The following is a 25,634-nucleotide window of genomic DNA, read 5'->3' on the forward strand; positions in this document are numbered from 1 at the left end:
TTTAAAAGAGTATTCTATTATTTTTCGAACTATTTTCTGTATACTAATAGGGAGTATCAGTAAAGGAGGGCGTATATGGCGGGTTTGATTTCAATTACAGTAACAGCCATTTTCACATTGAACATATTTCTAGCGATTGCGCTCATTTTCCTCGAAAGAAGAGATCCCACAGCAACATGGGCATGGCTTCTCGTCCTATTCTTCGTCCCATTTTTTGGCTTCTTCATTTATTTATTATTCGGAAGGAAGTTAGGTAAAAAGCATTTATTCAGATGGGAAGGTAAAAATCGCATCGGTATCGAAACATTGATCGACTACCAAATTGAGGCAATTGAAAAAGGAACGTTCGACTTCAGATTGGACGATACCGCTCATTACCAAGATATGATTTACTTGCATCTTCGTAACAACCATGCAGTATTGACGCAAGACAATGATGTGCAAGTATTTAATGATGGTGTGGCAAAATTCGATGCTTTATTGCATGATCTTGAAAATGCTAAAGACCATATCCATTTCCAATATTATATTTTACGGTTAGATGCTTTAGGCAATCGGATTTTGGATGTGTTGATCAAAAAGGCGAAGCAAGGGGTCAAAGTCCGAGTCCTTTTCGATGATATCGGCTCCAGGGGCTTGCGGATTAGACACTTAAAGGAGTTAATCGACAGTGGTGGTGAAGTTGCAGCGTTCTTTCCTGCAATACTTCCACTCATCAACCCGCGACTTAACTATCGGAATCATAGGAAAATCGTCATCATTGACGGAAGGATCGGTTATGTCGGCGGCTTCAACGTCGGTGATGAATACTTGGGGCATGATAAAAGGTTTGGTTATTGGCGTGATACGCATCTTCGTATCGAAGGAAGTGCGTTGCATCCACTGCAAACCCGTTTCCTTCTTGACTGGAACCAAGCCTCGGACAGAGATGATATTATATACGCGGAACGGTACTTCCCCGCAATTCCAAGAAAAGGTTCCGTCGGTTTGCAAATTGTTTCGAGTGGACCAGATGCGGAGTGGGAACAGATAAAAGACGGCTACTTGAAGATGATCTTTTTAGCGAAGGAATATATTTATATTCAAACGCCTTACTTCATTCCAGATATCAGCTTTCTTGATGCATTACGGATTGCGTGTCTATCAGGCGTAGATGTCCGAATCATGATTCCGAATAAGCCTGACCATATGTTTGTATACTGGGCGACGTATTCAAATGTCGGGAAACTATTGAAGGCAGGCGCAAAAGTGTATATTTACGAAAATGGATTTATCCACTCAAAGCAAATCGTAGTGGACGATGAATTGTCTACAGTTGGAACAGCAAATATCGATGTGCGAAGCTTCAAACTCAATTTCGAGATTAACGCATTTATCTACGATCGCGAAAAGTCACACGAATTAGCTGAGTTGTTCGAACAGGATATGCAACTTTCGACAGAGCTCACTTATGAGATGTACTTGAACCGTACTCGTTGGATTAAAATCAAAGAATCGGTTTCAAGATTGTTGTCGCCTATACTATAAGAACCAACAAAAAAGCATCCACCTGTCCGAAATGTTTCGGAGAAGATGGATGCTTTTTCAATTTAGTCCAAGGTATTCTTCAAGAGTGACGTTGCGTTTAAAGATCTCTTCCGCTATCTCTTCACCAACGTAACGGAAGTGCCATGCTTCGTACATATAGCCCGTAATCTCTTCCTTCCCTTTCGGATAGCGCATGATGAAACCGTACCGGTGAGCGTTTGCCGCCACCCATTTACCCGCCTCAGTTTCACCAAAAGAGGAAGAGGCCCAATGTTTTTCATAGTTCACTTCCCCGATGTCAAAAGCAAGGCCTGTTTGGTGTTCGGAATAACCAGGTCTTGCACTGTACTGATCAGCCCTCTCTACGCCGTCTTTCTTAACGTATCGGTCGTAAAGGGAAACTTGGTATTCATATGAGCGGTATGTGCTGAAAGCCGTTAGATTGATGCCAGATAGCTTTGCCTCCGCAGACATTTCTTCAAAGGCGTCCCTTGCCTCTTTACTTTCCCCTGGAGCAAATGTGCTTGGTAGCGGATATCTTTTATTGGCAATCAGGATTCCTTTTACATATGTCGGCTTATCCGGAAGTGTTTGACCCTCAATATAGCCACTTTTGTTTTGATTAACTTGAGGGGTCGTCCCTTCGGATTTATCTTCAGTTTTAGGTGTTGACTTCTCTGGAACTTCTTTTTTCTGGTCCTTTTTTGGTTCCTCTATCACTTCGGCATTCGGCTCTTCTTCAAGCGGCTCGTCCACAGTTGACGGCGACTCATCGTCAGTGTCCTCTTCAATTTCCGGCTCCAACGGATCAATCGGTTCCTCTGTTTCCTCAGGCTCTTGGACGATCAACGGTTGTTTTTCCGGTCCCTCAATGCCAATCTGTTTTAAACTTTTATTTACATCCCAATCATTCATGCCGACCCATACTACGATTGCGGTCATAAAAATTCCTACCAAAAGTAATGTAATCGTCAATGCTTTATTGGATTTTTTCGAAAACGTGCTTCTTCTCTTCCGGTTCATCTAGTTGGCCTTCCTTCTACTATAGGTGTCTCGTAACGTTTTATTATAAAATGACTTGCATTACAAGAATGTCAGTATGTTATTTCCAGTCTGTGTATGCTATCATTTATTTTCAAATGTGTAAATGTGATTGTGAGGATCCGACATGAATAATCAACGATGGCTTTCTATCAGCTTTTTGACGTTTTTCTTTACATGGGGCATATTTCTTCCCTATTGGACCGGTTGGTTGACAATCGAAAAAGGTCTCTCTGTCTCCACAGCAAGTATTATAATGGGTGCCGGGATGATCGCCCGCTCATTCTCAAATTTTCTTGTGTTTCCCTACCTGACGGCAAGGAAATCGTATATCCAAGTCATTAAATGGACATCTATTTTATCGCTTTTATTATTGATCCTTTATATTCCTGATTCGTCGTTCATTGTATTATTCATCATAACTGTGCTATTCAGTGCTGTATACCCTATCATTCTACCTGCTGTTGAAAGCGGTGCTTCCGTTCTTATGCAAAAGGAACACGTCCATTATGGAAAAAGCCGTTCATTTGGGTCAGTCGGTTACACAGTTGCACTTCTTATTGTTGGAACGGCGACAGCTCTTTGGAATGAACAAGCCATCCTCTATCTCATGATCATCGGATTAGGAATTGCTGTTTTCTTTTTCTCTCGACCTGGTCCCGGTATCTTACAAAGCATTCCTGATCGCAGTAATTCTTCTGTAGATAAAACAGGGGTGAAAGCGTTATTCGCAACGAAGGGCTTCCCTGTTATCATGATGCTTGCTATCCTTTTACAAGGAGCCCATGCCTCTTATTATAACTATGGATTCCTTTACCTTGACGATTTGAATGTCAATGGTTTCTATATCGGAATCATTTTGAATATTGCAGTTTTGTTTGAAATCCTGTTTTTCACTCAGGCAGATCGTTTTTTATCAAAAACAAGGATATCAACGATGTTCCTTGTCGCAGCAATCGGGTCAACGATTCGTTGGGTGCTTGTATTCCTTGTCCCGACCGCGGGCATGTTCATGGGAACGCAAATGTTGCATGCCGCTTCATTCGGGATTGCCCACTATGCCTTCATTCAATACATTTCAAAAAAGTTGCCGCATTCCCAGATTGCTGCAGCGCAAGGTTTTTACGCAGCATTTGCAATGAGCTTGAGTACGGCGATTTTGACGTTCCCTGCTGGCTTCCTTTACGAAATCTCGCCGGGCACAGCGTTTTTAGGAATGACCGTCTGTTCTGTGCCAGCAATTATTATTGTATTGATGACACGAAAGAAGTTAGCTTATTAAATAAACGACGTTCTTCGGAAACATTCAGTTTCCAAAGAGCGTTTTTTTACGTCATTTATCTTATCAAAAGAAAACAAGGATGAAAACGACAACAAATGCAATTGCAAATAGGATGGATAGGTAGCGCATCCATTTGGATTCGCGTTCGTGGCCTTGTTCCTTGAATGATTTGGCCCTTGAGGCATTTGTCAACGTGAAGAGAGCCATCATCATAAGGATTGCGTAATCCAACTTTCCTATTATGACGAAGAACAGAGTCACCAAAGCTATCAAGGTGATGCCTATGAAGTACACTTTCTTTTGATTCATATAAATTCCCTCCAAAAAAGGCCAGAGATTACTCTCCGGCCCCTAATATACCTTTGTTCAATCTTTCTTGTCGGTTTTTTTATCAGCTTTCTTTTCGGGTTTTTGTTCAACTTTTTTTTCATCCTTTTGATCTGTTTGCTTATCAGCTAAAACCGCCGGTTGAACTTCCTTATAATAAAACTTGCGTCCTAAATAGGTTTGGAAAATAAGCAGTAGACCCCCGACCGCCCAGTACAGTGGCAATGCAGCCATGACCGAGAAGGAGATGAACATAATCATGATTGGTGACATGTAGATGAATAACTTCATTTGTTGCTTTTGCTGTTCAGGCATTGTCCATAAGGATACGCGTGCTTGGACAAAGTAGACTGCACCCGCGACAAGCATCATGATGCGGTCCGGCTCGCCTAAGTTGAACCAAAGGAATTGGTGTTCTTTTACTTCCGGTGGTGCATACAGAATCGCGAAGTAAAGGCCCATGATGATTGGCATTTGGATAATTAATGGTAGACAGCCCATGTTCAACGGATTGACACCATGCTTTGAGTACAAGCCCATCATTTCCTGTTGTAGCTTCATCTGCTCTTCTTTGTCTTGCTTGTCCTTTGCTTCTTTAATCCGTTTTTGGATATCTGCCATTTCTGGGCGAAGGGCATCCATTTTGATTTTCATTTCCTGTTGCGCCTTATAGTTTTTCAACATAAGCGGCATGAGGACCAACCGAATTGCAACGGTTATCAAAATGATTGCCAAACCGTAACTTCCGTTAAATGTTTCACCAAGGTAATGGAGCAACCATTCCATCGGTTTTACGAAAATATTATAGAATGTACCTTCTTTGTTCTGCACTCCTGAACAACCGCTGAGGAAGACCGCGGCGGTCATCAATATCGTGAATAAGCCAAGTTTTTTCTTCAATAGATTCACCTTCACTATTTCAAACTACTGAAAAGTATACATCAATTCACTACGTAAATACAATCAATGTTCGTCGATTGTGTGGATTTATCGTTTTCATGACATACCATTCCTATTCTGATCGGGATAAATTCACTTAAAAAACGCTTCCGTTGTTGCGGAAGCGTTTATGTCATTCACTTTTTTGTTCGTTATTTTGCGGTGCTTGGCTTGGAATTTCTTTTTTGTGGTAAAGACCGTCCATACCCTCCGTTTTGTCTTCAACTTCTTGATTATAATAATGAACACTTGTTTGTGCACCTTCGCTTACCATTTTGTTATCCTGTAAGTCGTATGGATCTGAGTGGCCCACTTTCGTATCATCGCAGCGGTTCAGTTTTTGTGAAGTCATGAAGGAATCGACTTTTGTTTTCATATTATTGACCGCGACCATTGCTTTGTCACGATTTTCCTTTTTACTGAAATATGCGTATGCCCCTGCCGCCAATGTAGCAAGAAGTAATCCATTTCCACGTTTACGCGCCATACATATCATTCCTCCATTAATTTAAGAAATAGTTTTATACATGTAGTATACCCTATCTGGATATTTGGAAACTTCCACTTAGACGGATCATATCGATATGAGGTATCCCATCCTCATCATACGGCTCACTTTCCGCCTTAAAACCATGCGTTGCGTAAAATGACTCCAAGTGGGCCTGCGCTTGCAGTTTAATTTGCTTAGGTTTCCATTTTTCATCAATTAAACTAACGCATTTTTCAATTAAGTCATGACCGACTCCCTTCCCTCTATAATCTGATCTGATAATGACCCTCCCGATGGACGGGCAGTCATATTTTTCACCGGCCGGGAGCAGCCGTGCATAAGCTGCGATTCCTTTTTCATCTTTGCCGAATACATGTAATGCCGTTTCATCATGCCCATCGACTTCTTGGTAGGGACAATTCTGTTCGACGACGAATACCGCTACCCTTAACGCTAACATCTCATAAACGTCAATGCCACCAAGCTGATAAAATTCCGATGTTGTCCATTCAAGATGTTGATTCATGCAATTTTCACTCACTTTTTAGATAATTTCGTTTTTAATATTTCATTATGATTACAAACATAGTTTAATGTCAAAGATTTTGCTATTATAATAACAAAAGGAAGATTGCAGAGGTGATTCATCATGATCAGATCTATGACTGTCAAAGATATTAGATATATACAACACATTGCCCACGTTACATGGAATGATACATATGCGGGAATCATTCCTGAGGACATTCAAACAGCTTTTATCAATCGCTCCTATTCCGATGCCATGATGATGAAACGCATGGAAAAAACACATATGCTTGTTGCTGAATGTGAAAAAGGTACGCCAATCGGCTTTTTAAATTTCACGAAAAAGGATGAGGATGGCGATTCCGAGTTGACAGCCATGTATATATTGCCAACCTACCAGCATTCAGGCTATGGAAAAAAGCTTATTGACCATACAATTTGTTTGCTCGAAGGCGCAAAACAGCTATTTGTTTATGTCGATAGCAGAAATACAGCGGGACGAGCATTTTATGAAAAACAAGGTTTTCAATTGCTTGATGTCTTTGAGGAGACATTTGAGGGTCATCCTGTTGAAACTGCCCAGTATGTCTATTATATTCATAAACCTGCACTTGCCTACTGAAAAAAGACGCTATTCCCTGACATAATCGGGAAAGCGTCTTTCATTCGTTATAATGATCTCATTCCGTCACTGTCGTAAGATTGATCAGCATATTGCAGATCATCTTGTAGTGGCGGTTTTTTTGTAAAGCAAAGAATACCAGCGATATAAAGTAGGATTGAAGGTAAAGTTAGGATTCCTGCCAATATGCCCGCGATGATGAACATGATTCCCGCAAGTTTAGCATTTTTGTCTTTCCAGATATTCACGATACCAATGATATTCAATACAATACTAATAATTGAAAAGATGATTAGTATCCAAAGGAACCCCCCCGCTGAAGCTAATATGGACATAACCAAGTCAACATCCGCCGGGGATAATTCAGGGTTTGCCAATAAATCCATTTCAATTTGCTCTTTAAAAATCGGGTCATTTTTAAGCAGATTAAATACTGCCATAACCAAGAATCCCGTAATTGTTCCTATTGCCGTCAATATGACAGCAATAATAGATAAAACTTTTTCCGCTGTGCGTTTCAAAGAAAGCACCTCTCTTTTTCTTTTTTTCTATCTTAACAAGTATACGAAGACAAAAACCAATAGTTTCATTTTTATTTCTCGAAATCCGTTTCAAGAAGTTTCAAATTATTACAGGCGGGTAATCTAACTGTAATATGAACTATCCGGAAGCGAAAGGAGAGCATGAAAATGGGTAAAAAAATAATGTTCACCTCGACGGACATGCTTTATACCGTCGCAGGTGCATCTGCATTAACTGGAATCGTCTATGTCGTGACTTTGGCGTGGGGGCTTTAATCGCATACTAAAAGGCAATCCCTTGTATCATGGGATTGCCTTTTACTTTTGGTTAAGCTTTAACGTCATCATATTCCTTATACCGCTCAAACGCTGTGACAACATATGAGCAGACCGCTTCCATTTTATATCCTTTATCACGCGCGTACACTGCGGCACGATCAAGCAATTTCTTCGCTACCCCTTGTCCCCGCAGGCTTTCAGAAACATACGTATGATCCATGACCATTACATCCGCAAGAAGTGTCCATGTTATTTCAGCAAGCATCTTGCCATCTTGTTTGTTTTGGAACGCAAATGCGTCTCCACCAAGCTCTACAAATTCAAAATCCATGAAATCCTCTCCTTTTACAGTATATTACCATATTTCAGGTCATTCTTACTTGAACCATGCCTTGATGGAGTCAATTAGATTCTCAAAAAACCGCTTCACTTTCTCCCAGAAACCCGGATCGATTTCCCCGAATTTCTCTTTAATTGTTGTCGCCATCTCGGATAATTGATCAGACAACTTCCCGAAATCGATATTCAAACCTCGAATACGATCCATCAATTCAATCAGCATTTGACGATCCGCTTCACTTAAATTGATATTCATTTTCTTCAGTTGTTCGTTTACGATTTTCTCGACTTCTTCTTTCGTATTCGGTTTATTGTCCGCAATCGCTTTCTTGATTTCGGTCAATAATTCAGCCACTTTATCCTCATCGATTCCGGAGTCCTTCGCGAACTTTGTTGCTAAGTTCAATTCGTCATTCGCAACATCCGTTCGTTCTGTATCAAGCGTTTCACCAGAAACTTCATATGCTTTATAAATCCCCACTAAGGCTGAATGACCGGTTACAGGTTTTGGAGACGCCACTTCCACAATTGCATCTTCAATTCCTGCTGTCAGCATAGCGGTTGCATACATGCTATTTGTGACTTGTGTAATATTGTCAGGAGTAACAATCTTGATAACAAGACCTTTCCCTTTGTCCAATCTTGTAATTTTAGCGGATGAATACATTCTTGCCTGGCTATTGCCATCTTTTATATACTTCACAAGGTCGTTTCCATCGACTGTTATCTCTTCGACCTCAGCATCTTTTTCGACTTTCAGGCTTTCTTTAACACTTTCCTTTTCTGCATCTGTCAGATTAGCGCCCAATACAACGATTGGCAGTCCTAACTTTTCATCGATAGCCGTATCGGCTTTTGCTAGCGTCGGCTGTAATCCACAGGTAACGAGCAATAATGTGCACATTGCCACCAACATTTTCTTCATAATTTACCCCTCCTCATCTTATGAAGTAGTACGCCGGCAAACCTGAAAAGTTCCCATACAGGCTAAACCCAAGGTTCCCTTGACCTTTCTTATTTCACAGATGTCCAGCCGTCACTTTGTGTAACTTTGCCCTCTTTCATCAACTTTCCAAGGGCACGCTTGAATGCCGCCTTACTCAGACCGAACATTTCACTGATTTCCTCAGGAGTGGATTTATCCGAGAAAGGCATTCTCCCTCCCACGTCTGTAAGATACTGATACACCGTCTCTGCATCATCGCCGAGACGCTCTTCTTTTCGTGGAAGCAATGAACCATTCAACGTACCATCTTCTCGCACGTCAATTATCCGGATTTCAACTTCTTCACCGAGGCGGGGTTCCTGCTCCCGTTCTGTATGATGGACGAAAATCCTGTAGTTTTCCGGAATGCTTAAAAAGAATGAACCTACCGGCAATAACCGATATGCCCTTGCTTTCAAATTTTTGTTGAATAAATCCTTCGGTGCAACATCTATCAACTCGAGCACCCTTTCCTCCGTAGCAAGGCGAGCAAAGATATTGCCACCCAAGTCTGTTCGCAATGTCATGAACAGTTCATCATCCGTTTGAGGCCACAGCGCTTTCACCCTTGGCAAATCCGCTTTATTCACAAGCACTTCGAATGACGAGCCGATGTCTACGTAAGCACCTTCTTTTTCATCAATCCGAATGACACGACCCCAGCCAAATGTACCAATCGTCATATTTGGAATATGCACTGTAGCCGCTAATTCACCGCGTCTATTCATATAAAGGAAAACTTCTATCGCCTCTCCGATTTCAGGCGTTACTTCGAATTCGGATGCATTGACTAAAATGTCCTGCTCCCCGCCATCCAATACCCATCTGGATCCTTCCTGTCCTCTTACAGTCAACTGAGCAAGATAGCCCGGTTTTAGTTCTGTCATGTGTACATCTACCTCTTCCGTCAAAATTCTTGTCTCTCTTTTAGTTTTCGTACAAATTCTTTATCGTCTTCCATCGCTTCAACAAGATCCGTTATACGATCCATCGCATTCCAACTCAAATGATGCTCGATACCTTCCACATCACCGTAAATATTATGCTCTTCAACGCCGATTATTCTAAGAAATTGTTCAAGGAGGTCGTGCCTTCGTACAAGCTTCTTCCCGAACGCAAGCCCTTTTTCTGTCAGTTCAAGGCCTCTGTAACGTTCATAGATAACGTATCCTTCGCGATCGAGCCGCTGGGCCATTTTAGTTACGGATGAAGGCAGTACCGCTAAGGCTTCCGCAATGTCAGTTACACGCGCTTCCCCCTTGGCTTCAATCTGCAAATAGATCTGTTCAATATAATCCTCCATACTTGGTGTTGCCAAACGTTCCACCTCCAGTATGTACATTCCCCTTTCTCAGGGCACTGAACCGTCATAGTCCCCAAATATACGACAGACGGTTTACATTTTCCATTCAATGGGTAAATTCACTATACCACTTCAAAGGAGTGAATTATATGGGTAAAATACTTTGGTTTGTTATAGTTGCTTTAGTTGCTTTCTGGCTACTTGGGTTCGTGATGAAAATTGGCGGCGGACTTATCCACCTCCTATTAGTCATTGCAGGTATCATCTTTGTTGTCCAATTGTTGACCGGGCGACGATCGGTTTAAATAAGGTGAAACTTCAATCAGTGGGCGAACTTCCCACTGATTGTTAGTTGAACCGATCGGGCATTTACTGGCTGTTGATTCCCAAGGGGATCTTACAGCCAGTCAATGCGGGAGAAAGGGTGCCGTTCTCGGCACCCTTTCTTATTTGTAATAGAATCCCTATTTATTGTACCTTTGCGTAGATGCATGTATTCCGTAATTGCTCACCGTTGGCGGATAAAGAATCGGACTTCAATATCCCTTCCAGTTCATATCCAGTTCGGACTGCGACTGACCGACTTTTAACATTCTCTTCATCGCACCGGATTTCAACACGGCGGGCACCCAACTCTTCAAATGCAAAACGAGTTAAGCGTTCGACTGCTTCAGTCATAAGCCCACGTCCTTCGAATTTCGAATCGAGCCAGTAACCGATTTCGAATTTCGGAATGGACCAATTGATCCGATGAAGACCAGTCGATCCGATGAATTCTCCAGTCTCTTTTAAAAAGATATGCAGACGCAAATCCTTTCTTGTTATGAAATCGGCAATTGCCTGGCGAAGATTTTCTTCTGTCGAATGAAGTTCCGCTTCCTCTTGCGCCCATGGCATCCATTCTTTTAAGGATGCGCGCGAATTGCGTTTTGCATTCCACAAATCCAGCGCATCCTCAACTTCAGGCATGCGGATCAGAAGGCGTTCTGATTCAATTTCACTCGGTAAGTTCGGAATGCGTTTTGTCTTTTTCGGTTGCTTTTCATCTTCCCACATGACCGGTGTTGTTGTTCCTGCTATGAAATCCTCACGCGTCATTCCGTATGTTACAGCATCATAATACGATTTTTCTTTTGGCGAGAACCAAGCATTACGCAGATGAGCCTCTTTTACGAAGCCAGCTCGTTCAAATGTTTTCCGCATCGCCAAATTGTCCTGCCTTGTATGACCTTCCAACCTGATTTTTTCCTCAGGTAAGCCGAATACGAATTCCGTAATGAGCCGAAGTGCTTTCGGCCCGTAGCCGAATCCTCTATATCGGTCCGCAATTCGCAAATCGAAAAGCGGAATCTCATCCTGCAAATCGTAGATCTTGACGATTCCGACGATGTCTTCTTCTTCGTTTTGCACCCAGAACGTTTTCACTTCATCCGATTCATAACCGCCCTCTTCAATCGTCTTCTCAATTAGTTCGCGTTCAGGATGTGCATTCCCATGAAAAGGCCATGTGTTCGTCGTTAAAAAATGGATAAGCTGTTCCTGTTCTTCCATTGTCCACTCACGTAATTTCATTTAAATCCCCCGTTCGGGCTGCGTTATCATCTATGAATCCGCATTAATCGCAAGGAATTCAATACGACTAATAGTGTCGCACCCATATCCGCGAAGATCGCAATCCATAGTGTCAACCATCCTGGAATGATCAAAAGCAGCGCTACAATTTTCAACCCTAATGCAAACATAATATTTTCTTTAATAATCTGCAACGTTTTTCGGCTTAATTTCATTGTATATGGCAATTGTCTTAGGTCATCTGCCATTAATGCGATATCTGCGGTTTCAAGCGCAGCATCCGTCCCGGCTCCCCCCATCGCAATTCCGATTGATGAAGCTGCGAGCGCCGGTGCATCATTTATCCCATCCCCGACCATTGCAACCCGACCATATTCGCCAGTCAATTCATTTATGGCTGTCAATTTGTCTTCAGGCATCAGGTTAGCACGCACATCTGTCACTCCCGCAGTGGATGCAATTGCCTCAGCCGTATGTCGGTCGTCTCCAGTCAGCATTACTGTGTGACGGATACCGATGTCGTGCAATTGGGCAAGAACATCTTTACTTTCTTCCCTAAGTGGATCGGTGACCGCCACAAGTGCCTGAAAAGTCTTATCCATAAGTACCGCCATTACAGACTTTCCCTCTTTTTGCAACGTTTCCGCGCGTTGCTTCATTTCTAATGGAATTTCAGCCAGTTCCAACGCCCAATGCAGGCTTCCGACATGTACAAGGGACCCACCTACTTCTCCGTATGCCCCTTTACCAGTGACCGATTGGAAGTTTGCCATTTCAGCTTTTTGAACACCTTTACTTGCGGAGTAAGTAACAATTGCTCTTGCCAACGGGTGCTGAGACATCGATTCGACTGCTGCCACCGCTTCAAGAATATTTTCACGGGCCGCTTTATCCGTAATAAAATCCGTCACTTCTGGATATCCTTTCGTCAACGTTCCCGTCTTATCGAAGGCAACGGCGTTGATGCGACCCATTTCTTCAAGATGAACACCGCCTTTTATCAATACACCTTGACGGGCGGCGTTACCGATTGCCGTTACAATCGCTACCGGGGTTGATACAACGAGCGCACATGGACATCCGACTACAAGGACCGCAAGCCCTTGATAAATCCACGTGTGCCATTCCCCTCCGAAAAGGGGGGGAACGATGGCGACCAAAATCGCAATTATGATTATGATCGGCGTATAATACTTTGCAAATTTATCAACGAATTTCTGGGAAGGGGCTTTTTCAGCTTGGGCTTCTTCGACGAGATGAATGATTTTAGCAATTGTCGTATCTCCGACAAGCTTCGTCACCGTCACCTCAAGTGCCCCTTCTTCATTCAATGTCCCTGCAAAAACTTCATCGTCCTTTTTCTTCAAGACCGGAACCGATTCACCGGTGATTGGTGCTTGATTGACAGTCGATTGCCCACTCAAAACAATACCGTCCATTGCAATCTTTTGCCCGGGCTTCACAAGGAGGATGTCTCCGATTTGGATATCTTCGGTCGCTAATTCCTGAACAATTCCATTTCGACTTACAGCGGCGGACGGTGGTGCGATGTCCATCAGCTGACGAATTGATTGTCGTGCCTTATTCATGGAGTATGCTTCAAGCGCCTCACTAACTGCGAATAAAAAGACGACAACCGCCGCTTCCTGCCACTCTCCGATGATGGCTGCACCAATTATCGCGATGGTCATTAACGTTTTCATGTCAAAGTCAAATCTCACAAGGTTTTTTATTCCCGTTATAAACATGCCGAGACCACCGACTAAAATGGCTGCAGCGAATAGACCAGTGGCAACAGTTAAATTCGGTATACTGCGGTGAGTGAAGTAAAGACCCGCTATGACAAATATGAAGGCAAGAAGAGTGACGATATTCTCTTTTCTTTTGAAAAACGGGATCTTTGGATCCGGATTCCTTTTCTCCACCGGTACTACTTTAATGCCGTCGAATGCTCCCGCGGCTTGAAGCTCTTCCACTGTCGCGGCCCCCGTAAAAGATAGTTTTGACGCTCCGAAGTTAACGGTCGCTTCCGATACGGACGGGATGTTTTTTACATTATTTTCAAACTTCATCGCGCAGTTTGCGCATGTAAGATTCTCGAGTCTATACTCTGTCTTTTCAGCCATGTTCAGTTCCCTTCCCTTCATTAGCGTGCTCATGGGTGATTCTCACAAGATCGAACACATGGGAATCCGATAGTGAGTAATAGACCATTTTCCCTTTTCGCTCTGATTTCGCAAGGGCTTGTTCTCGTAAGTAGCGAAGGTGATGTGAGGCAGTGGCGTTGGAAGCGCCAATGACAGCCGCCACGTCACAAACGCACATTGCTTCTTCCAATGTTAATGCATAAGCGATTTTCAACCTTGTTTCATCAGCAAGCGCCTTGAATATTTGGACCATTCCACTGACATCCGGCAAGTTTTTTTGCACTTGTTCTACGATATCTTCATGGACAACTGTTATTTCGCATGTATCCTTCAACTTCACCGTATTCACCTCATTCAAATAGTCGTTTGATTGTAAGTTCAGTATATGCAACTCATTTCCCGAAAGCAAGGATATTCAAACAGGTATTTGAATGAATTTTTCATGTTGAAAATAAAGGATTATCGGATTTTTTATTGAAGTTATAGGTCGTAAGGAAAGGAGTAGATTGAATTGCAACGTGGAAAATGGAATGCCATAACAGATGTACCCGGGGTGAAAGTCGGCCATGTAACCTTATATGATGAAAGCGGTATGGGAAGTGCTTGTACAGGCGTAACCGCCCTATTACCGCATGATAGGAATTTATTCGAAGAAAAGGTTCCGGCTGCAAGTTTTGTCTTGAACGGGTTCGGAAAATCAGTAGGACTTATCCAAGTAGAGGAATTAGGTGTTATTGAATCCCCTATTATGCTATCAAATACATTTAGCGTAGGGGCTGTGCTTGAGGGGACTTTGCAACATATGCTTGCAGAAAACCCTGCAATCGGCGACTCCACGAGTTCCTTGAACATCGTTGTAGGTGAATGCAATGACAGCTATTTGAATTCCATGCGAGAGTTGAAGGTTCGAGCAAACCATGCCATTGAAGCCATCCGTAACGCAGAGGAAGGCCCTTTTGAACAAGGGGCTGTAGGTGCAGGGAAAGGAATGGTCTGTTTTGGCAGGAAAGGTGGAATCGGTTCCTCTTCACGGACCGTTCCCAACGAAGGTGAAGAAGTACTCACGGTCGGTGTGCTGACTTTGACCAACTTCGGAAGGGCTGATGAGTGCAGGATTGATGAATGGCTTGCAAGAAATTCAACGGAAATTAAATCAGCTTCAAGGCCGTTGAAGATATCGGAAGAAATGGAGCATGAAAAACCAGATGGCTCCATCATGATAATTGTTGCGACGGATGCTCCCCTGAATGACAGGCAATTGAAGAGACTCGCGAAACGTGCTTCTATCGGCCTTGGCAGAACCGGCTCTACTGTACATAACGGAAGCGGTGACATTATAATTGCTTTTTCCAACGCCTACACAATTCCGCATAAAAGTGAAGACGTTACGAATAACTATACTGTTTTGCGCGATGACGCTCCAATCATGAACAAACTTTTCAAAGCAGCCATCGAGGCAACGGAAGAAGCGGTTTATCAATCAATGATCCATGCACAAACGACAGTTGGCAGAAAGGGCCGTGTTGTTGAGCGCTGGCTATTTGATGTGGAATCAGGTGCAATACAAAATAAATAAATTGCGTTGTGTTTAAAAAGTTATAGTCAAGCCATATTAATAAGCGATGAGCTATTTTGGAATTCCCCCCCAAAAAGCAAAACGCCACGCTTGAATTTTCATTCATGCATGGCGTTTTTTATTTATTGTGCTGGATTTGCTTGAAGATCAATTGAAATTTTGATGTCGTCGCCGACAAGAACTCCGCCTGCTTCAAGTGCTTGGTTCCAAGTTAGTTCGAATTCTTTACGTGAAACTTTACCTTCCACTTCAAAGGCTGCTACCTGTACACCCCAAGGATTTACCCCAGTTCCTTCGTACTCTGCCTCCAACGTAACTTTCTTAGATACGCCTCTCATCGTCAAATCACCAGTGATATCGTATTCGCCTTCACCTTTTTTCACGATGTCTGTAGAAACAAAAGTGATAGAAGGGAAGTTTTCTACGTCAAAAAAGTCAGCTGAACGTAAGTGATTGTCACGATCAACGCTATTTGTATTAATAGTTGAAGCATCGATTGTGAAACTAATTGAAGCTCCAGTCAAGTCTTCTATGTCCCCTTCAATTGTACCCTCTACTCCCGAAAAGCTGCCTTTTACTTTTGAAACCATCATATGTTTTACCGAAAAACCTACACTCGTATGTGATGCGTCTACTTTCCATGTTGCCATTGTCAAATCCAACCTTTCTATTTTTAGATTATATATACTAAATTTCCTTATTCCCTACTCCAACCAAGATCGTCATACTAATACCTCGAATTCAAGGTGTATATTCATAGTAACGCTAAATTATCTCGAAGTCAAGATAGTTTGGTTGAATAGTTAGTAGCATTTTTAATCGTAGCTGATAAAACCTAAATGAGACGCCCTTTTTACAAGAGCGTCTCATTTATTACTTCGCTTTCAATTTCAATGTATGGCCTTTTCCAATTTCACCGTCTAAGACGGTTTCATGATAAATGCCTTTTGCCCAATCCTTGGCTTGGTCGTGGAACCATTTCGATTTCATATGTCCGCTTTGACCAGGTCCGACAATGTGGTGAGCTGTCGATAGATCTGATAAGTCCGCCACGAAACGCCATGATGCACCGTGATTGACAGTTCCATCATCTTTGAATGCCGCTGCCTGCACAGTTACGTTCGAGCCGCCAATTGCCTGTTTATCCGGATTCAGGAAATAGGCGAAAATCGGTGAGGCTGCCGATAGGGAATGCGGGAAGGCCAATTGGTGGAAATCCCCCCACTTCCATTTCGTCGGATCATTTCCAAACTGCTTTTCAATTTCTTCAATGACTATTCCAAATGAATCATAGACCCATTTGTTAACACCGCCGTAGTTGGTTACCCAAACCCCGGACTTCCCACTATATGCATCCCTCAACATTTGGTCCACAATCTGGCCTTTTCCTGGCATGAGTTTATAGACATCCTCAGGCATTTCACCGCTAAACATCGTTTTCGGCAATTGCTTCATTAACTTATGGAAAACGAGAGGCGCCCCTACATTTAATGAATCAACCTGATTCCACTCTTCAAGCATCTCGATAACATCGATATAGTCCCCTTCACTATCCATAACCTTTATAGAGCCAATCAAGTCTTGCAAAAACTCCCGCGCGTACAGATTTACTTGATCCATTTGCAAATCCATCATGTCTTGTGCCGTGAAGTTACCTCCATCACTTAACACTTCAGCAATTCTCATATATCGATAAGGTTGTGACCAGAATTTCGTTATATGGTATGGGTACGTGTTATCCACGACTTCATTGTTTGCAGTGGCGATGAAGCCTTCCTTCGGATTGACGACCCTCGGAAGTTCGTCATAAGGGACGTATCCCACCCATCCATATTCGGATGAATCGCCGGGTACCGGCAGTTGCGCATCCCCTTTTTTACGAATCGGAATCCGGCCGTTTGCCTTATAAGCAATTGTGCCATCCTTCGCGGCAAACACAAAGTTTTGTGCGGGTGCGTGGAAGTCTTCTAAAGCCGCTTCAAACGTTTTCCAATCAGCGGCTTTATTCATTCGCATGATCGCCTCAAGTTCTTTCGTCGGTTCAAGTGCCGTCCACTGCATGGAGAATAACGCACCTGGATCCTCCGATTTGTACAAAATATTCGACATGATAGGTCCATGTCTTGTGACGATCACTTCAAACGGGACATCTTCTTCTCCTTTGACTTTAATTGTCTCATCTCTCACCTCAGCCTGCTCCCACTTTCCGTCATAGCGGAATTGAGTAGGGTCTTCCGGATTCGGAATTTCGATGTATAAATCCTGCACGTCCGGTCCGACATTCGTAACACCCCATGCGATATTCTCGTTATGGCCAAGGATGATACCCGGAACGCCTGCGAAAATAACCCCACTGACATTTTGTTCGGGTGACTGCAAATGCATTTGATACCAGATGGATGGCGTATTCAACCCAAGATGTGGATCATCCGCTAAAAGCGGCTTACCTGATGCCGTTTTATCGCCCGAAACGACCCAGTTATTACTGCCATTGAATTCATGCGGTACCAAATCTGGATTGAAGCGGCCTGCCACTTCTACAGGTGTTTTCAAATTCGCTTCAATAATTGAAGGTGCGTTTTCCGGATAGCTTACGAATAATTCACGTGCCTTTTCCTCTGGAAAATTGTTCAGAGCCCAATGTCTGACCGCAAGGCTATCCCAGTTCCCCCCCAAGTCGTAGGCCATATACTTTCCGATTGTCAGTGAGTCGATTGGTGTCCAAAGTTCCGGTTCATAGGCCAAAACCTTGAACTCATAAGGCAGCTTCCCTTCTTCCTTCGCCTGCTCGATATAAGCATTGACCCCCTCCGCGAACCACCCTAAAACCTTCTTCGCTTCCTCACCATATCCGTCATAAGATGCTTCCGCAGCATTGCGCAAACTGAATGTACGGAATGTCTTATCCGTGTCAACAGCCGCCGCACCAACTACTTCAGCTAACCGTCCGCTTGCCTGCCTCCGTGCCAAATCCATTTGGAATAAACGATCCTGCGCCTGAACATAGCCTTGGGCCCGATACATATCAGCGTCCGAATCCGCCTTAATATGAGGCACACCATTTGCATCCCTTACGACTTCAACATCTTTCTCTAAAAAATTAACGCTAACTTCCCCATCAATAATGGGCTTCGATTTACCTATGTACATATTGATGCCAATCAGCCCGACAATCAGTATTGCAATTAGCCCGACAATGGCGGATAACAATACCTTTGTCCACGTCCCCATTCTTTTCTTTTTCACATTTCATCCCTCCCGCTATATTATTCGATGAACAGACATTCATTTCCTTTTTTAAGAGAACTCGATTATTATTTCTTGTCAAAACAACCAATACCCAGCATACTTATATAATGGTGAAGCCTATATTTTTCATCGGGAAGTAAGTTTTAAAGCATTAGAATTGAAGGGATTGGATGTTGATGTCAAAGCATCAGTGGTTTGAGGAATTACGTGGATTAATTACAGAGGGCATTATACTAATAGATGAACCATTAAATAAATATACAATGACAAAACTTGGCGGCGTTGCGGATATACTCGCCATTCCGGGAACAATCGAAGAAACGGAAGCAATTGTGCGTTATGCATACGAAAAAGAAATTCCGCTTTTATTATTAGGTAACGGGTCGAATATGGTCGTTCGGGACGGTGGAGTCCGGGGGATCGTTCTTCATTTATCCAAATTGGACGGAATTCAAGTGGATGGAAACCGAATCCATGCGGAAGCTGGAGCTCTTATCATTGATGTATCAAAGCGGGCAACTGAAGAATCATTGACTGGACTTGAATTCGCTTGTGGAATCCCTGGTTCAATCGGCGGGGCAATGGCTATGAATGCAGGTGCCTACGGCGGGGAGATCAAAGATATCATCTTGCAATGTACCGTCTTAACGAAATCCGGGGAGCGGCTTGTTTTATCCAAGGATGAATTGGAGCTTGGCTACCGGAAGAGCATTATTGCGGCTGAGGGCTACTATGTATTATCTGCAGATTTCACATTGGCGGAAGGTGACCAGGAAGCGATTCGTGCGAAAGTGGCGGACTTGACATACCAACGTGAATCCAAGCAACCATTGGAATTCCCTTCTGCAGGAAGTGTATTCAAAAGGCCACCAGGCTACTTTGCAGGTAAATTGATCCAAGATTGCGGATTGCAGGGAAAGGGTTGCGGCGGTGCAGAAGTGTCAACGAAGCATGCGGGTTTCATTATAAATAAAAACCGTGCAACCGCATCCGATTACATCGCCACGATCAATATGGTAAGGTCTGAAGTAAAGAAGCAGTTCGACGTGGAGTTGGAGCTCGAAGTTAAAATAGTTGGAGAAGAAACCTAAAGCGGAGGGCGGCGGTTAGCTGGTACAGTTACGGTAACGATGTGCTCGTAACGCTTCGCTTTTACTCGCAAACGCCGCTCTTCGTGGCGACGTTCGCTGCCGCCCGTAGCTGGATGATAACAAAAACGTAGGACCCTTAAACATATTAAAAAGCGGATGACCTTGAACCGGCCATCCGCTTATATTTAAGTTCGCTGTTTTCTATCATTGTTCCGTTTTGCAGACAAATTGAGTTGCTTCGGTGACACTGTCATCTGTAATCTGCACTTGGCACATTTTATTATTATTCATAAATTTGAAGATCCCATTATTGAAATCCGTTCCGATTTCTTTGAAGAAGATTCCTTCGAAACGCGCCTCTTTGGAGTGCGTAAAACTGATTTGAAAGCCTTCGCCTTCTTCGACTAAGTAAGCCCGTACGCCTTTTTCAAACATGCCCTCAATTTCATCTTTGATGGCACGGTCGACGGATACAACATGGAAATCAACAAATGTTATTTCTCTTAAAAGCACGTTCATAAATGAACCCTTTGTGATTTCTTCCCATCTGCTTTGAGCAGTTTGACCGATAATAATTTGCGTAATATTATGTTTGTGAGCTACTTCTTTGATCGCCTTTGCAACTGGTCGTTTCTCATTATCCAGAATGATAAACTCTTCAACATCAAGCTCATCAGCAAGTTCTTGCCATCTTTGGATATAGTCGGATTTTTCGGCGTCAAATTCATCGAATGGCAATGGGTCAATCGTTAAAATATATAGTGGACAATCCATGATGGATGCCATTTTATGCCCACGTCTAATGAGACGTTCACCATTTGGACCGTAGTAGACACAAACAAGAATGCTTTCGTCCATACGTCCTTTTACTTTGCCCATGACCGTAGTCACCTCTTACAATTATTTTCGTTTCGTAAAACGAATCTAAATATGAAAACCACAACATTATACATGAGTCTCGGTAGACTGACAAGTTATAATCGCATCATCGGCGATTATAAAAACTTTAGTGTATAATTCAAATATGAACTTGTAGCTACTTATTATGTCCCCAGTTTTGCAAGTAGTCAAGTCTATCCTCGATAATTAAGAAAAAATTTACATAGGAAGTTGAAAACCCTGTTTAACCTAAATCAGCGGTTGTCCCCTAGGAGGTTTTCTGTTGTTGACGATTACATTATCCATATTCATCCCCTTTTTAGCAGCGATTTTCATCCCATTAATTTATCAACGGATTAAAAGCCGGCATATCGGCTGGTTTGTCATTATCGTTCCAATCGCGCTATTCGTTTTTCTTGCAAGCTATATTCCTTCCATAGCAAATGGAAGTACGTATATACATACGATTCGGTGGGTCGAGTCTGTCGGAATCCATTTTACTACGTATTTAGATGGACTTAGTTTAATATTCGGCCTTCTTATTACAGGTGTCGGCAGTTTGGTCATCCTTTACTCTATATACTATTTGTCCGAACGTGAATCATTAGGGCGCTTTTACGTGTATCTCTTACTATTTATGGGCGCCATGCTTGGAGTCGTTTTGTCAGACAACCTTATGGTACTCTATGTCTTTTGGGAATTGACGAGTATTTCATCCTTCCTATTAATCGCCTTTTGGTATCACCGAAAAAAGTCAAGGTATGGTGCTCAGAAATCCATGCTCATCACAGTATCGGGCGGTATTGCGATGCTTGCAGGATTCATCATGTTACAGTCCATGACTGGGTCTTTCAGTGTACGTGAAATAGTGGCGACTATCGGACAATATACGGACGAGCCTCTTTTTATATTCGCTATGCTGTTAGTATTATTGGGCGCATTTACAAAGTCTGCACAATTTCCGTTTCATATTTGGTTGCCAGATGCGATGGAAGCACCAACACCGGTCAGTGCCTATTTGCACTCAGCCACGATGGTAAAGGCGGGCATTTACTTGGTTGCTCGTTTCACTCCCATTTTCGGAGGTGAGACAGTATGGCTCTACGCAGTAAGCGGCGTTGGGGTCTTCACATTATTATTAGGTTCACTGAACGCAGTGAAGCAGACCGATTTGAAAGCGTTACTCGCTTATTCAACAATTAGCCAATTAGGCTTAGTCATGAGCTTATTCGGCCTCGGATCAGTGGCACTGCAGCAAGGATATAGCACGGATTCGGTCATCTATACGCAAGCGACATTCGCGGCATTATTCCATCTTGTTAACCATTCCACATTCAAAGGGGCACTCTTCATGGTCATTGGTATCGTTGACCATGAGTTAGGTACTCGTGATATACGGAGGTTAGGCGGACTCATGGCATTCATGCCTGTGACGTTCACTATCGCTCTAATCGGAAGCTTCTCGATGGCAGGTCTCCCCCCTTTCAATGGTTTCCTGAGTAAAGAAATGTTCTTTGAAGCGTTATTGAATGCTCGAAACCTTGAAGTTTTTACTACAAATTCGATAGGTACGCTGGTCCTTGTAGCGGCATGGATTGCAAGTGTATTTACATTTGTCTATAGCATGATCATTGTTTTCCAAACGTTTTTCGGGGAATTCCACCAAGAGCGTGTTGAGAAGCCAATCAACGAAGCATCTAAGGGAATGCTCATTGCTCCATCCATTTTGGCAACATTAGTCATCGTCATCTTTTTCTTCCCAAATGTTGTAGGAAACTACCTGTTGCGTCCTGCGATGATAGCAATTTACCCAACTTTCGCGGGAGCTGAACGTCTGACACCACATATTAAGGCATGGCATGGATTCAATCCGGCCTTATGGATGACGATTGGTGTCGTAGTTCTTGGTACGATCCTATATAGATTCATGCGATATTGGAGAGGCATCTATACAATTGCCCCGTTGAAATGGAATTTAGATACTGCATTTAACGCCGGTTTGACATGGCTTGAAAACGGATCCCATTTCCTGACGCGGCTATATATGAAAGGCTATTTGAAAGACTATCTCGTCTATATTTTCGTATTCTTCATCATCGCAGTAGGAGGTTCGATCCTATTTACTGGATCCTATTCGTTCGACTTCTCTGATGACAGTTCAATTGCAATAAATGAATTTCTAATTGTGCTCGCAATGGCTGGTGCCGGACTCGCGATGATCTTCGTAAAGTCCAGAATGACAGCAATCATATTAAATGGTGTTCTTGGTTATTCGATTGCCCTTCTCTTCGTCGTCTTCCGTGCCCCGGATCTGGCCTTGACTCAAACCATCGTTGAAACGGTGACAACTGCCCTGTTCCTTCTTTGTTTCTACTTCTTACCTGAGTGGAAGAAAGAACGTTCAGGTAAGAAGACGAAAATCTTCAATGGCATCATCGCAATTTCAGCTGGAATAGTTGTGACAGTTTTAGGCCTTGCCGTGCAAGGCAATAAGATGTTCGAATCAATTTCAGTATATTTCGAGGATTCTTATCGCCTCGCCGGGGGTAAAAACATTGTCAATACGATTTTGGGAGATTTTCGCGCGTTTGACACGATGCTTGAAGTCGTCGTTCTTTTCATTGCCGGAATCGGCGTATTCACACTCATTAAATTAAAGTCTAAAAAGGAGGAACAGGATATTGAAGATCAATGATGTCATTTTGAAAACAGTGACGAGAATCGTCGTGTTCATCATATTGACGTTCGGCGTTGAGCTTTTTCTGTCGGGTCATAACAATCCTGGCGGCGGCTTCATCGGCGGTCTCGTCCTCTCCTCCGCATTTGTTTTACTTTACTTAGTGAATGATATCGAAACCGTTCGTAAGGGTATCCCGTTCGACTTCAAAAAGATTGCAGCTATCGGGGTGTTTCTTGCAGTCGGTTCGGGCGTTGGTTCCGTCCTATTCGGTGAGAATTTTCTGACCCAAGCTTTCGGCCATTTCGATTTGCCGATATTCGGAGTTACTGAACTGTCAACAGTCGTCCTGTTCGAAGCAGGGGTTGCATTGACTGTAGTCGGCGTTGTCGTGACGATTATTTTAACGATAAGTGAGGATGTGTAGCAGATGGAAACATTAATTACAGTACTAGTCGGCCTACTTGTGACAGTAGCTGTCTATTTGCTACTGTCCCGTAATCTGATCCGTGTCATCTTAGGGTCTGCTGTCTTATCACATGCCGCGCATCTGCTTTTAATGACGATGGGCAGCGGATTGAAAAAAGGAAGCGCTCCATTGTTAGGCGAGAATGCAGCAAGCTATGTGGATGCTTTGCCGCAAGCTCTTATTCTAACGGCGATTGTGATCAGTTTTGCCGTGACGGCATTTTTGTTAGTGTTGGCGTATCGTACATATAAAAAGACGGGGACTGACGACCTCTATGCATTGAGAGGGTTTGATGATGAATAATATTATAGTTATGCCGATGATCATTCCTTTAATGACGGGAATCATCTTGATATTCTTGCGAACGCGCGTGAATTCACAACGTATCTTAAGCATTTTGTCAAGTATTGCTACAATTGCAGTCAGCTTAGTTATTTTAAACAGAATTCAGCATGAAGGAATTTTGCGACTTGATTTCGGAGGATGGCTGCCGCCATATGGAATTTTATTTGTAGCGGATTCATTTTCCATGCTGCTTGTTGTAACGACGTCGATCGTGACAGGTATTCTCCTCATTTACGCTTTTTCATCCATCGGGAAACAGCATGAAAACATGTTTTTTTATCCATTCATTTTTTTCCTTGTTGCCGGAGTCAACGGCTCCTTCCTGACAGGTGATCTGTTCAATATGTTTGTCTGTTTTGAAGTCATGCTGCTTTCCTCTTATGTACTTATCACAATGGGGGGCAGGAGGATTCAGTTAGTCGAATCGATCAAATATGTGACGATTAATGTCCTTTCCTCGTGGTTCTTTTTAATTGGGATTGCGTATTTATACGGAACTGTCGGGACGTTGAATATGGCCCATTTATCTGTCAGAGTTGCAGAAGTTGGACAAGGGCCGCTATTAACAGTCATTAGCTTGATGTTCCTGATTGTATTCAGCTTGAAGGCCGGACTCCTTCTTTATTTTTGGCTGCCAGGCTCTTACAGCGCTCCGCCGACTGTCGTTGCGGCATTATTTGGCGCCTTGCTCACTAAAGTCGGGATCTATGCGATGTTCCGCATTTTCACACTCATCTTTTATCACGAAACGGCTATTACGCATACCGCGATCGGAATCATGGCCATCCTGACCATGATTGGTGGAAGTATCGGCGCCCTTGCGTATAATGATATTCGTAAAATCGTTTCGTATAACGTAGTGATTGCCGTCGGTTTTATCTTGGCGGGTCTTGCGATGTCATCTGAAGTTGCATTCCAGGGAGCCATCTATTATTTAATACATGACATGATTGTGAAGGCTTTGCTGTTCCTCATTGCAGGAACGATGATCTATTTGACAGGGAAAGCCAAGATTGAGGAGATGAGCGGTCTAATCCGCAACTATCCGATGCTTGGTTGGCTGTTTTTCATCACGATGCTATCTTTGACGGGTATTCCTCCGTTAAGCGGGTTCATCAGCAAAGTGTTCTTAGGACAAGGGGCAATTGAAACAGGCTCCTATCTGTTATTGGCAGTGGCCTTTATGTCGGGTATTTTCGTACTGTACTCATTACTGCGAATCTTCCTGAACTGCTTCTGGGGCGAGACGATCATCAGTGAGGATGACGATGTCCCATTGAAAAAAGGGATGCTCGTTCCTTGTGTCCTCTTAGCAATCATGACAGTTGCAATAGGAATTGGGGTCGAGGGTCTAGTACCCTATGTCAGCGATGCCGCACGTACACTTATGAATCCTGACATTTATATAGAAGCAGTCTTACAAGGAAATCGTTAAGCGGAAAGTTG

At 43.1% G+C, this 25,634-nt stretch carries 26 protein-coding genes; 10 read left to right on the forward strand and 16 right to left on the reverse strand.

Annotated features, from left to right (window positions below; genetic code table 11):
* Nucleotides 1-75: 75 nt before the first annotated feature.
* Complete coding sequence (cls, locus tag P5G49_RS02540; RefSeq protein ID WP_301241907.1) at nucleotides 76-1,527, forward strand: cardiolipin synthase; 1,452 nt, start codon at nucleotides 76-78, stop codon at nucleotides 1,525-1,527.
* A gap of 57 nt (nucleotides 1,528-1,584) precedes the next feature.
* Here the strand turns inward: cls and P5G49_RS02545 are convergent, their stop codons facing one another.
* Nucleotides 1,585-2,550, reverse strand: a complete 966-nt coding sequence (locus tag P5G49_RS02545; protein WP_301241908.1) for a M15 family metallopeptidase — start codon at nucleotides 2,548-2,550, stop codon at nucleotides 1,585-1,587.
* Nucleotides 2,551-2,695: 145 nt separating this feature from the next.
* Here P5G49_RS02545 and P5G49_RS02550 point away from each other — a divergent pair, with 145 nt between their 5' ends.
* Nucleotides 2,696-3,850, forward strand: a complete 1,155-nt coding sequence (locus P5G49_RS02550; protein WP_301241909.1) for an MFS transporter — start codon at nucleotides 2,696-2,698, stop codon at nucleotides 3,848-3,850.
* 63 nt (nucleotides 3,851-3,913) lie between these two features.
* Here P5G49_RS02550 and P5G49_RS02555 read toward each other — a convergent pair whose 3' ends face one another.
* The 4 genes from P5G49_RS02555 to P5G49_RS02570 form a co-directional block, all read right to left on the reverse strand.
* The gene (locus P5G49_RS02555) at nucleotides 3,914-4,159 is read right to left on the reverse strand and encodes a hypothetical protein (protein ID WP_301241910.1); all 246 of its coding nucleotides are present in this window, start codon (nucleotides 4,157-4,159) and stop codon (nucleotides 3,914-3,916) included.
* A gap of 57 nt (nucleotides 4,160-4,216) precedes the next feature.
* A complete protein-coding gene (gene yidC / locus P5G49_RS02560) occupies nucleotides 4,217-5,077 on the reverse strand; it encodes a membrane protein insertase YidC (RefSeq protein WP_301241911.1) in 861 nt (286 codons plus the stop codon).
* Between the two features lie 172 nt (nucleotides 5,078-5,249).
* Nucleotides 5,250-5,603, reverse strand: coding sequence for a hypothetical protein (locus P5G49_RS02565; RefSeq protein WP_301241912.1), 354 nt, complete (start codon nucleotides 5,601-5,603; stop codon nucleotides 5,250-5,252).
* Between the two features lie 52 nt (nucleotides 5,604-5,655).
* A complete protein-coding gene (locus P5G49_RS02570; protein ID WP_301241913.1) occupies nucleotides 5,656-6,132 on the reverse strand; it encodes a GNAT family N-acetyltransferase in 477 nt (158 codons plus the stop codon).
* Between the two features lie 123 nt (nucleotides 6,133-6,255).
* On the opposite strand from P5G49_RS02570, the gene P5G49_RS02575 reads away from it, so the two are divergent.
* A complete protein-coding gene (locus tag P5G49_RS02575) occupies nucleotides 6,256-6,756 on the forward strand; it encodes a GNAT family N-acetyltransferase (RefSeq protein ID WP_301241914.1) in 501 nt (166 codons plus the stop codon).
* A 47-nt stretch (nucleotides 6,757-6,803) separates the two neighbouring features.
* Here P5G49_RS02575 and P5G49_RS02580 read toward each other — a convergent pair whose 3' ends face one another.
* The 5 genes from P5G49_RS02580 to mntR all read right to left on the reverse strand — a co-directional run bounded on the left by P5G49_RS02580 (nucleotide 6,804) and on the right by mntR (nucleotide 10,198).
* A complete protein-coding gene (locus P5G49_RS02580) occupies nucleotides 6,804-7,277 on the reverse strand; it encodes a DUF4064 domain-containing protein (RefSeq protein ID WP_301241915.1) in 474 nt (157 codons plus the stop codon).
* A 328-nt stretch (nucleotides 7,278-7,605) separates the two neighbouring features.
* Complete coding sequence (locus tag P5G49_RS02585; protein WP_301241916.1) at nucleotides 7,606-7,887, reverse strand: GNAT family N-acetyltransferase; 282 nt, start codon at nucleotides 7,885-7,887, stop codon at nucleotides 7,606-7,608.
* A 45-nt stretch (nucleotides 7,888-7,932) separates the two neighbouring features.
* Complete coding sequence (locus P5G49_RS02590; RefSeq protein WP_301241917.1) at nucleotides 7,933-8,820, reverse strand: DUF1002 domain-containing protein; 888 nt, start codon at nucleotides 8,818-8,820, stop codon at nucleotides 7,933-7,935.
* 89 nt (nucleotides 8,821-8,909) lie between these two features.
* Nucleotides 8,910-9,767: a CvfB family protein gene (locus tag P5G49_RS02595; RefSeq protein ID WP_301241918.1), complete on the reverse strand. Its 858-nt coding sequence runs from the start codon at nucleotides 9,765-9,767 to the stop codon at nucleotides 8,910-8,912.
* Between the two features lie 20 nt (nucleotides 9,768-9,787).
* On the reverse strand, nucleotides 9,788-10,198 hold the full coding sequence (gene mntR / locus P5G49_RS02600; RefSeq protein WP_301241919.1) for a transcriptional regulator MntR: 411 nt from the start codon (nucleotides 10,196-10,198) through the stop codon (nucleotides 9,788-9,790).
* Between the two features lie 134 nt (nucleotides 10,199-10,332).
* Between mntR and P5G49_RS02605 the strand changes: the two genes are divergently transcribed.
* Nucleotides 10,333-10,488, forward strand: coding sequence for a lmo0937 family membrane protein (locus tag P5G49_RS02605; RefSeq protein ID WP_301241920.1), 156 nt, complete (start codon nucleotides 10,333-10,335; stop codon nucleotides 10,486-10,488).
* 163 nt (nucleotides 10,489-10,651) lie between these two features.
* On the opposite strand, the gene P5G49_RS02610 is transcribed toward P5G49_RS02605, so the two are convergent.
* Genes P5G49_RS02610 through P5G49_RS02620 form a run of 3 tightly spaced genes read right to left on the reverse strand, consistent with a single transcriptional unit; the run spans nucleotide 10,652 to nucleotide 14,236 of the window.
* Nucleotides 10,652-11,755 carry a GNAT family N-acetyltransferase gene (locus tag P5G49_RS02610; protein WP_301241921.1) on the reverse strand — a complete coding sequence of 368 codons (1,104 nt, stop codon included), beginning with the start codon at nucleotides 11,753-11,755 and terminating at the stop codon, nucleotides 10,652-10,654.
* Between the two features lie 26 nt (nucleotides 11,756-11,781).
* Nucleotides 11,782-13,881, reverse strand: coding sequence for a heavy metal translocating P-type ATPase (locus P5G49_RS02615; protein ID WP_435877172.1), 2,100 nt, complete (start codon nucleotides 13,879-13,881; stop codon nucleotides 11,782-11,784).
* On the reverse strand, nucleotides 13,874-14,236 hold the full coding sequence (locus P5G49_RS02620) for an ArsR/SmtB family transcription factor (protein WP_301242272.1): 363 nt from the start codon (nucleotides 14,234-14,236) through the stop codon (nucleotides 13,874-13,876). The genes P5G49_RS02615 and P5G49_RS02620 overlap by 8 nt, the downstream gene beginning before the upstream one ends.
* Nucleotides 14,237-14,413: 177 nt before the next feature.
* Here P5G49_RS02620 and P5G49_RS02625 point away from each other — a divergent pair, with 177 nt between their 5' ends.
* A complete protein-coding gene (locus P5G49_RS02625; RefSeq protein ID WP_301241922.1) occupies nucleotides 14,414-15,478 on the forward strand; it encodes a DmpA family aminopeptidase in 1,065 nt (354 codons plus the stop codon).
* 122 nt (nucleotides 15,479-15,600) lie between these two features.
* Here the strand turns inward: P5G49_RS02625 and P5G49_RS02630 are convergent, their stop codons facing one another.
* Together P5G49_RS02630 and P5G49_RS02635 are read right to left on the reverse strand one after the other, a co-directional pair.
* Nucleotides 15,601-16,128 carry a YceI family protein gene (locus tag P5G49_RS02630; RefSeq protein ID WP_301241923.1) on the reverse strand — a complete coding sequence of 176 codons (528 nt, stop codon included), beginning with the start codon at nucleotides 16,126-16,128 and terminating at the stop codon, nucleotides 15,601-15,603.
* Between the two features lie 223 nt (nucleotides 16,129-16,351).
* Nucleotides 16,352-18,709: a penicillin acylase family protein gene (locus P5G49_RS02635; RefSeq protein WP_301242273.1), complete on the reverse strand. Its 2,358-nt coding sequence runs from the start codon at nucleotides 18,707-18,709 to the stop codon at nucleotides 16,352-16,354.
* Between the two features lie 194 nt (nucleotides 18,710-18,903).
* Between P5G49_RS02635 and murB the strand changes: the two genes are divergently transcribed.
* Nucleotides 18,904-19,818 (forward strand): UDP-N-acetylmuramate dehydrogenase, encoded by a 915-nt coding sequence (gene murB / locus P5G49_RS02640; RefSeq protein WP_301241924.1) that lies wholly within the window; start codon nucleotides 18,904-18,906, stop codon nucleotides 19,816-19,818.
* 204 nt (nucleotides 19,819-20,022) lie between these two features.
* On the opposite strand, the gene P5G49_RS02645 is transcribed toward murB, so the two are convergent.
* Entirely contained in the window at nucleotides 20,023-20,697 is a 675-nt protein-coding gene (locus P5G49_RS02645; protein WP_301241925.1) for an adenine nucleotide alpha hydrolase family protein, read from the reverse strand.
* A gap of 283 nt (nucleotides 20,698-20,980) precedes the next feature.
* On the opposite strand from P5G49_RS02645, the gene P5G49_RS02650 reads away from it, so the two are divergent.
* From P5G49_RS02650 to P5G49_RS02665, 4 genes are read left to right on the forward strand one after another with little or no spacing between them, the layout of a single operon-like run.
* On the forward strand, nucleotides 20,981-23,392 hold the full coding sequence (locus P5G49_RS02650; RefSeq protein ID WP_301241926.1) for a Na+/H+ antiporter subunit A: 2,412 nt from the start codon (nucleotides 20,981-20,983) through the stop codon (nucleotides 23,390-23,392).
* Nucleotides 23,379-23,801 carry a Na(+)/H(+) antiporter subunit B gene (locus P5G49_RS02655; RefSeq protein WP_301241927.1) on the forward strand — a complete coding sequence of 141 codons (423 nt, stop codon included), beginning with the start codon at nucleotides 23,379-23,381 and terminating at the stop codon, nucleotides 23,799-23,801. Before P5G49_RS02650 ends, P5G49_RS02655 begins: the two co-directional genes overlap by 14 nt.
* A gap of 3 nt (nucleotides 23,802-23,804) precedes the next feature.
* Nucleotides 23,805-24,146, forward strand: coding sequence for a Na(+)/H(+) antiporter subunit C (locus tag P5G49_RS02660; RefSeq protein WP_301241928.1), 342 nt, complete (start codon nucleotides 23,805-23,807; stop codon nucleotides 24,144-24,146).
* The gene (locus P5G49_RS02665) at nucleotides 24,139-25,623 is read left to right on the forward strand and encodes a Na+/H+ antiporter subunit D (protein WP_301241929.1); all 1,485 of its coding nucleotides are present in this window, start codon (nucleotides 24,139-24,141) and stop codon (nucleotides 25,621-25,623) included. Before P5G49_RS02660 ends, P5G49_RS02665 begins: the two co-directional genes overlap by 8 nt.
* Nucleotides 25,624-25,634 lie beyond the last annotated feature (11 nt).

The organism is Sporosarcina highlanderae (assembly GCF_030433715.1).
Lineage (GTDB): Bacteria > Bacillota > Bacilli > Bacillales_A > Planococcaceae > Sporosarcina > Sporosarcina highlanderae.

Coding starts and splice junctions, on each gene's coding strand:
- P5G49_RS02605 (WP_301241920.1), top strand. CDS start 10,333: ATGGGTAAAATACTTTGGTTTGTTATAGTTGCTTTAGTTGCTTTCTGG.
- P5G49_RS02645 (WP_301241925.1), bottom strand. CDS start 20,697: ATGGGCAAAGTAAAAGGACGTATGGACGAAAGCATTCTTGTTTGTGTC.
- P5G49_RS02590 (WP_301241917.1), bottom strand. CDS start 8,820: ATGAAGAAAATGTTGGTGGCAATGTGCACATTATTGCTCGTTACCTGT.
- P5G49_RS02615 (WP_435877172.1), bottom strand. CDS start 13,881: ATGGCTGAAAAGACAGAGTATAGACTCGAGAATCTTACATGCGCAAAC.
- murB (WP_301241924.1), top strand. CDS start 18,904: ATGTCAAAGCATCAGTGGTTTGAGGAATTACGTGGATTAATTACAGAG.
- P5G49_RS02585 (WP_301241916.1), bottom strand. CDS start 7,887: ATGGATTTTGAATTTGTAGAGCTTGGTGGAGACGCATTTGCGTTCCAA.
- P5G49_RS02610 (WP_301241921.1), bottom strand. CDS start 11,755: ATGAAATTACGTGAGTGGACAATGGAAGAACAGGAACAGCTTATCCAT.
- cls (WP_301241907.1), top strand. CDS start 76: ATGGCGGGTTTGATTTCAATTACAGTAACAGCCATTTTCACATTGAAC.
- P5G49_RS02660 (WP_301241928.1), top strand. CDS start 23,805: ATGGAAACATTAATTACAGTACTAGTCGGCCTACTTGTGACAGTAGCT.
- P5G49_RS02550 (WP_301241909.1), top strand. CDS start 2,696: ATGAATAATCAACGATGGCTTTCTATCAGCTTTTTGACGTTTTTCTTT.
- P5G49_RS02635 (WP_301242273.1), bottom strand. CDS start 18,709: ATGGGGACGTGGACAAAGGTATTGTTATCCGCCATTGTCGGGCTAATT.
- P5G49_RS02575 (WP_301241914.1), top strand. CDS start 6,256: ATGATCAGATCTATGACTGTCAAAGATATTAGATATATACAACACATT.
- P5G49_RS02665 (WP_301241929.1), top strand. CDS start 24,139: ATGAATAATATTATAGTTATGCCGATGATCATTCCTTTAATGACGGGA.
- P5G49_RS02555 (WP_301241910.1), bottom strand. CDS start 4,159: ATGAATCAAAAGAAAGTGTACTTCATAGGCATCACCTTGATAGCTTTG.
- P5G49_RS02565 (WP_301241912.1), bottom strand. CDS start 5,603: ATGGCGCGTAAACGTGGAAATGGATTACTTCTTGCTACATTGGCGGCA.
- P5G49_RS02545 (WP_301241908.1), bottom strand. CDS start 2,550: ATGAACCGGAAGAGAAGAAGCACGTTTTCGAAAAAATCCAATAAAGCA.
- P5G49_RS02595 (WP_301241918.1), bottom strand. CDS start 9,767: ATGACAGAACTAAAACCGGGCTATCTTGCTCAGTTGACTGTAAGAGGA.
- P5G49_RS02630 (WP_301241923.1), bottom strand. CDS start 16,128: ATGGCAACATGGAAAGTAGACGCATCACATACGAGTGTAGGTTTTTCG.
- P5G49_RS02570 (WP_301241913.1), bottom strand. CDS start 6,132: ATGAATCAACATCTTGAATGGACAACATCGGAATTTTATCAGCTTGGT.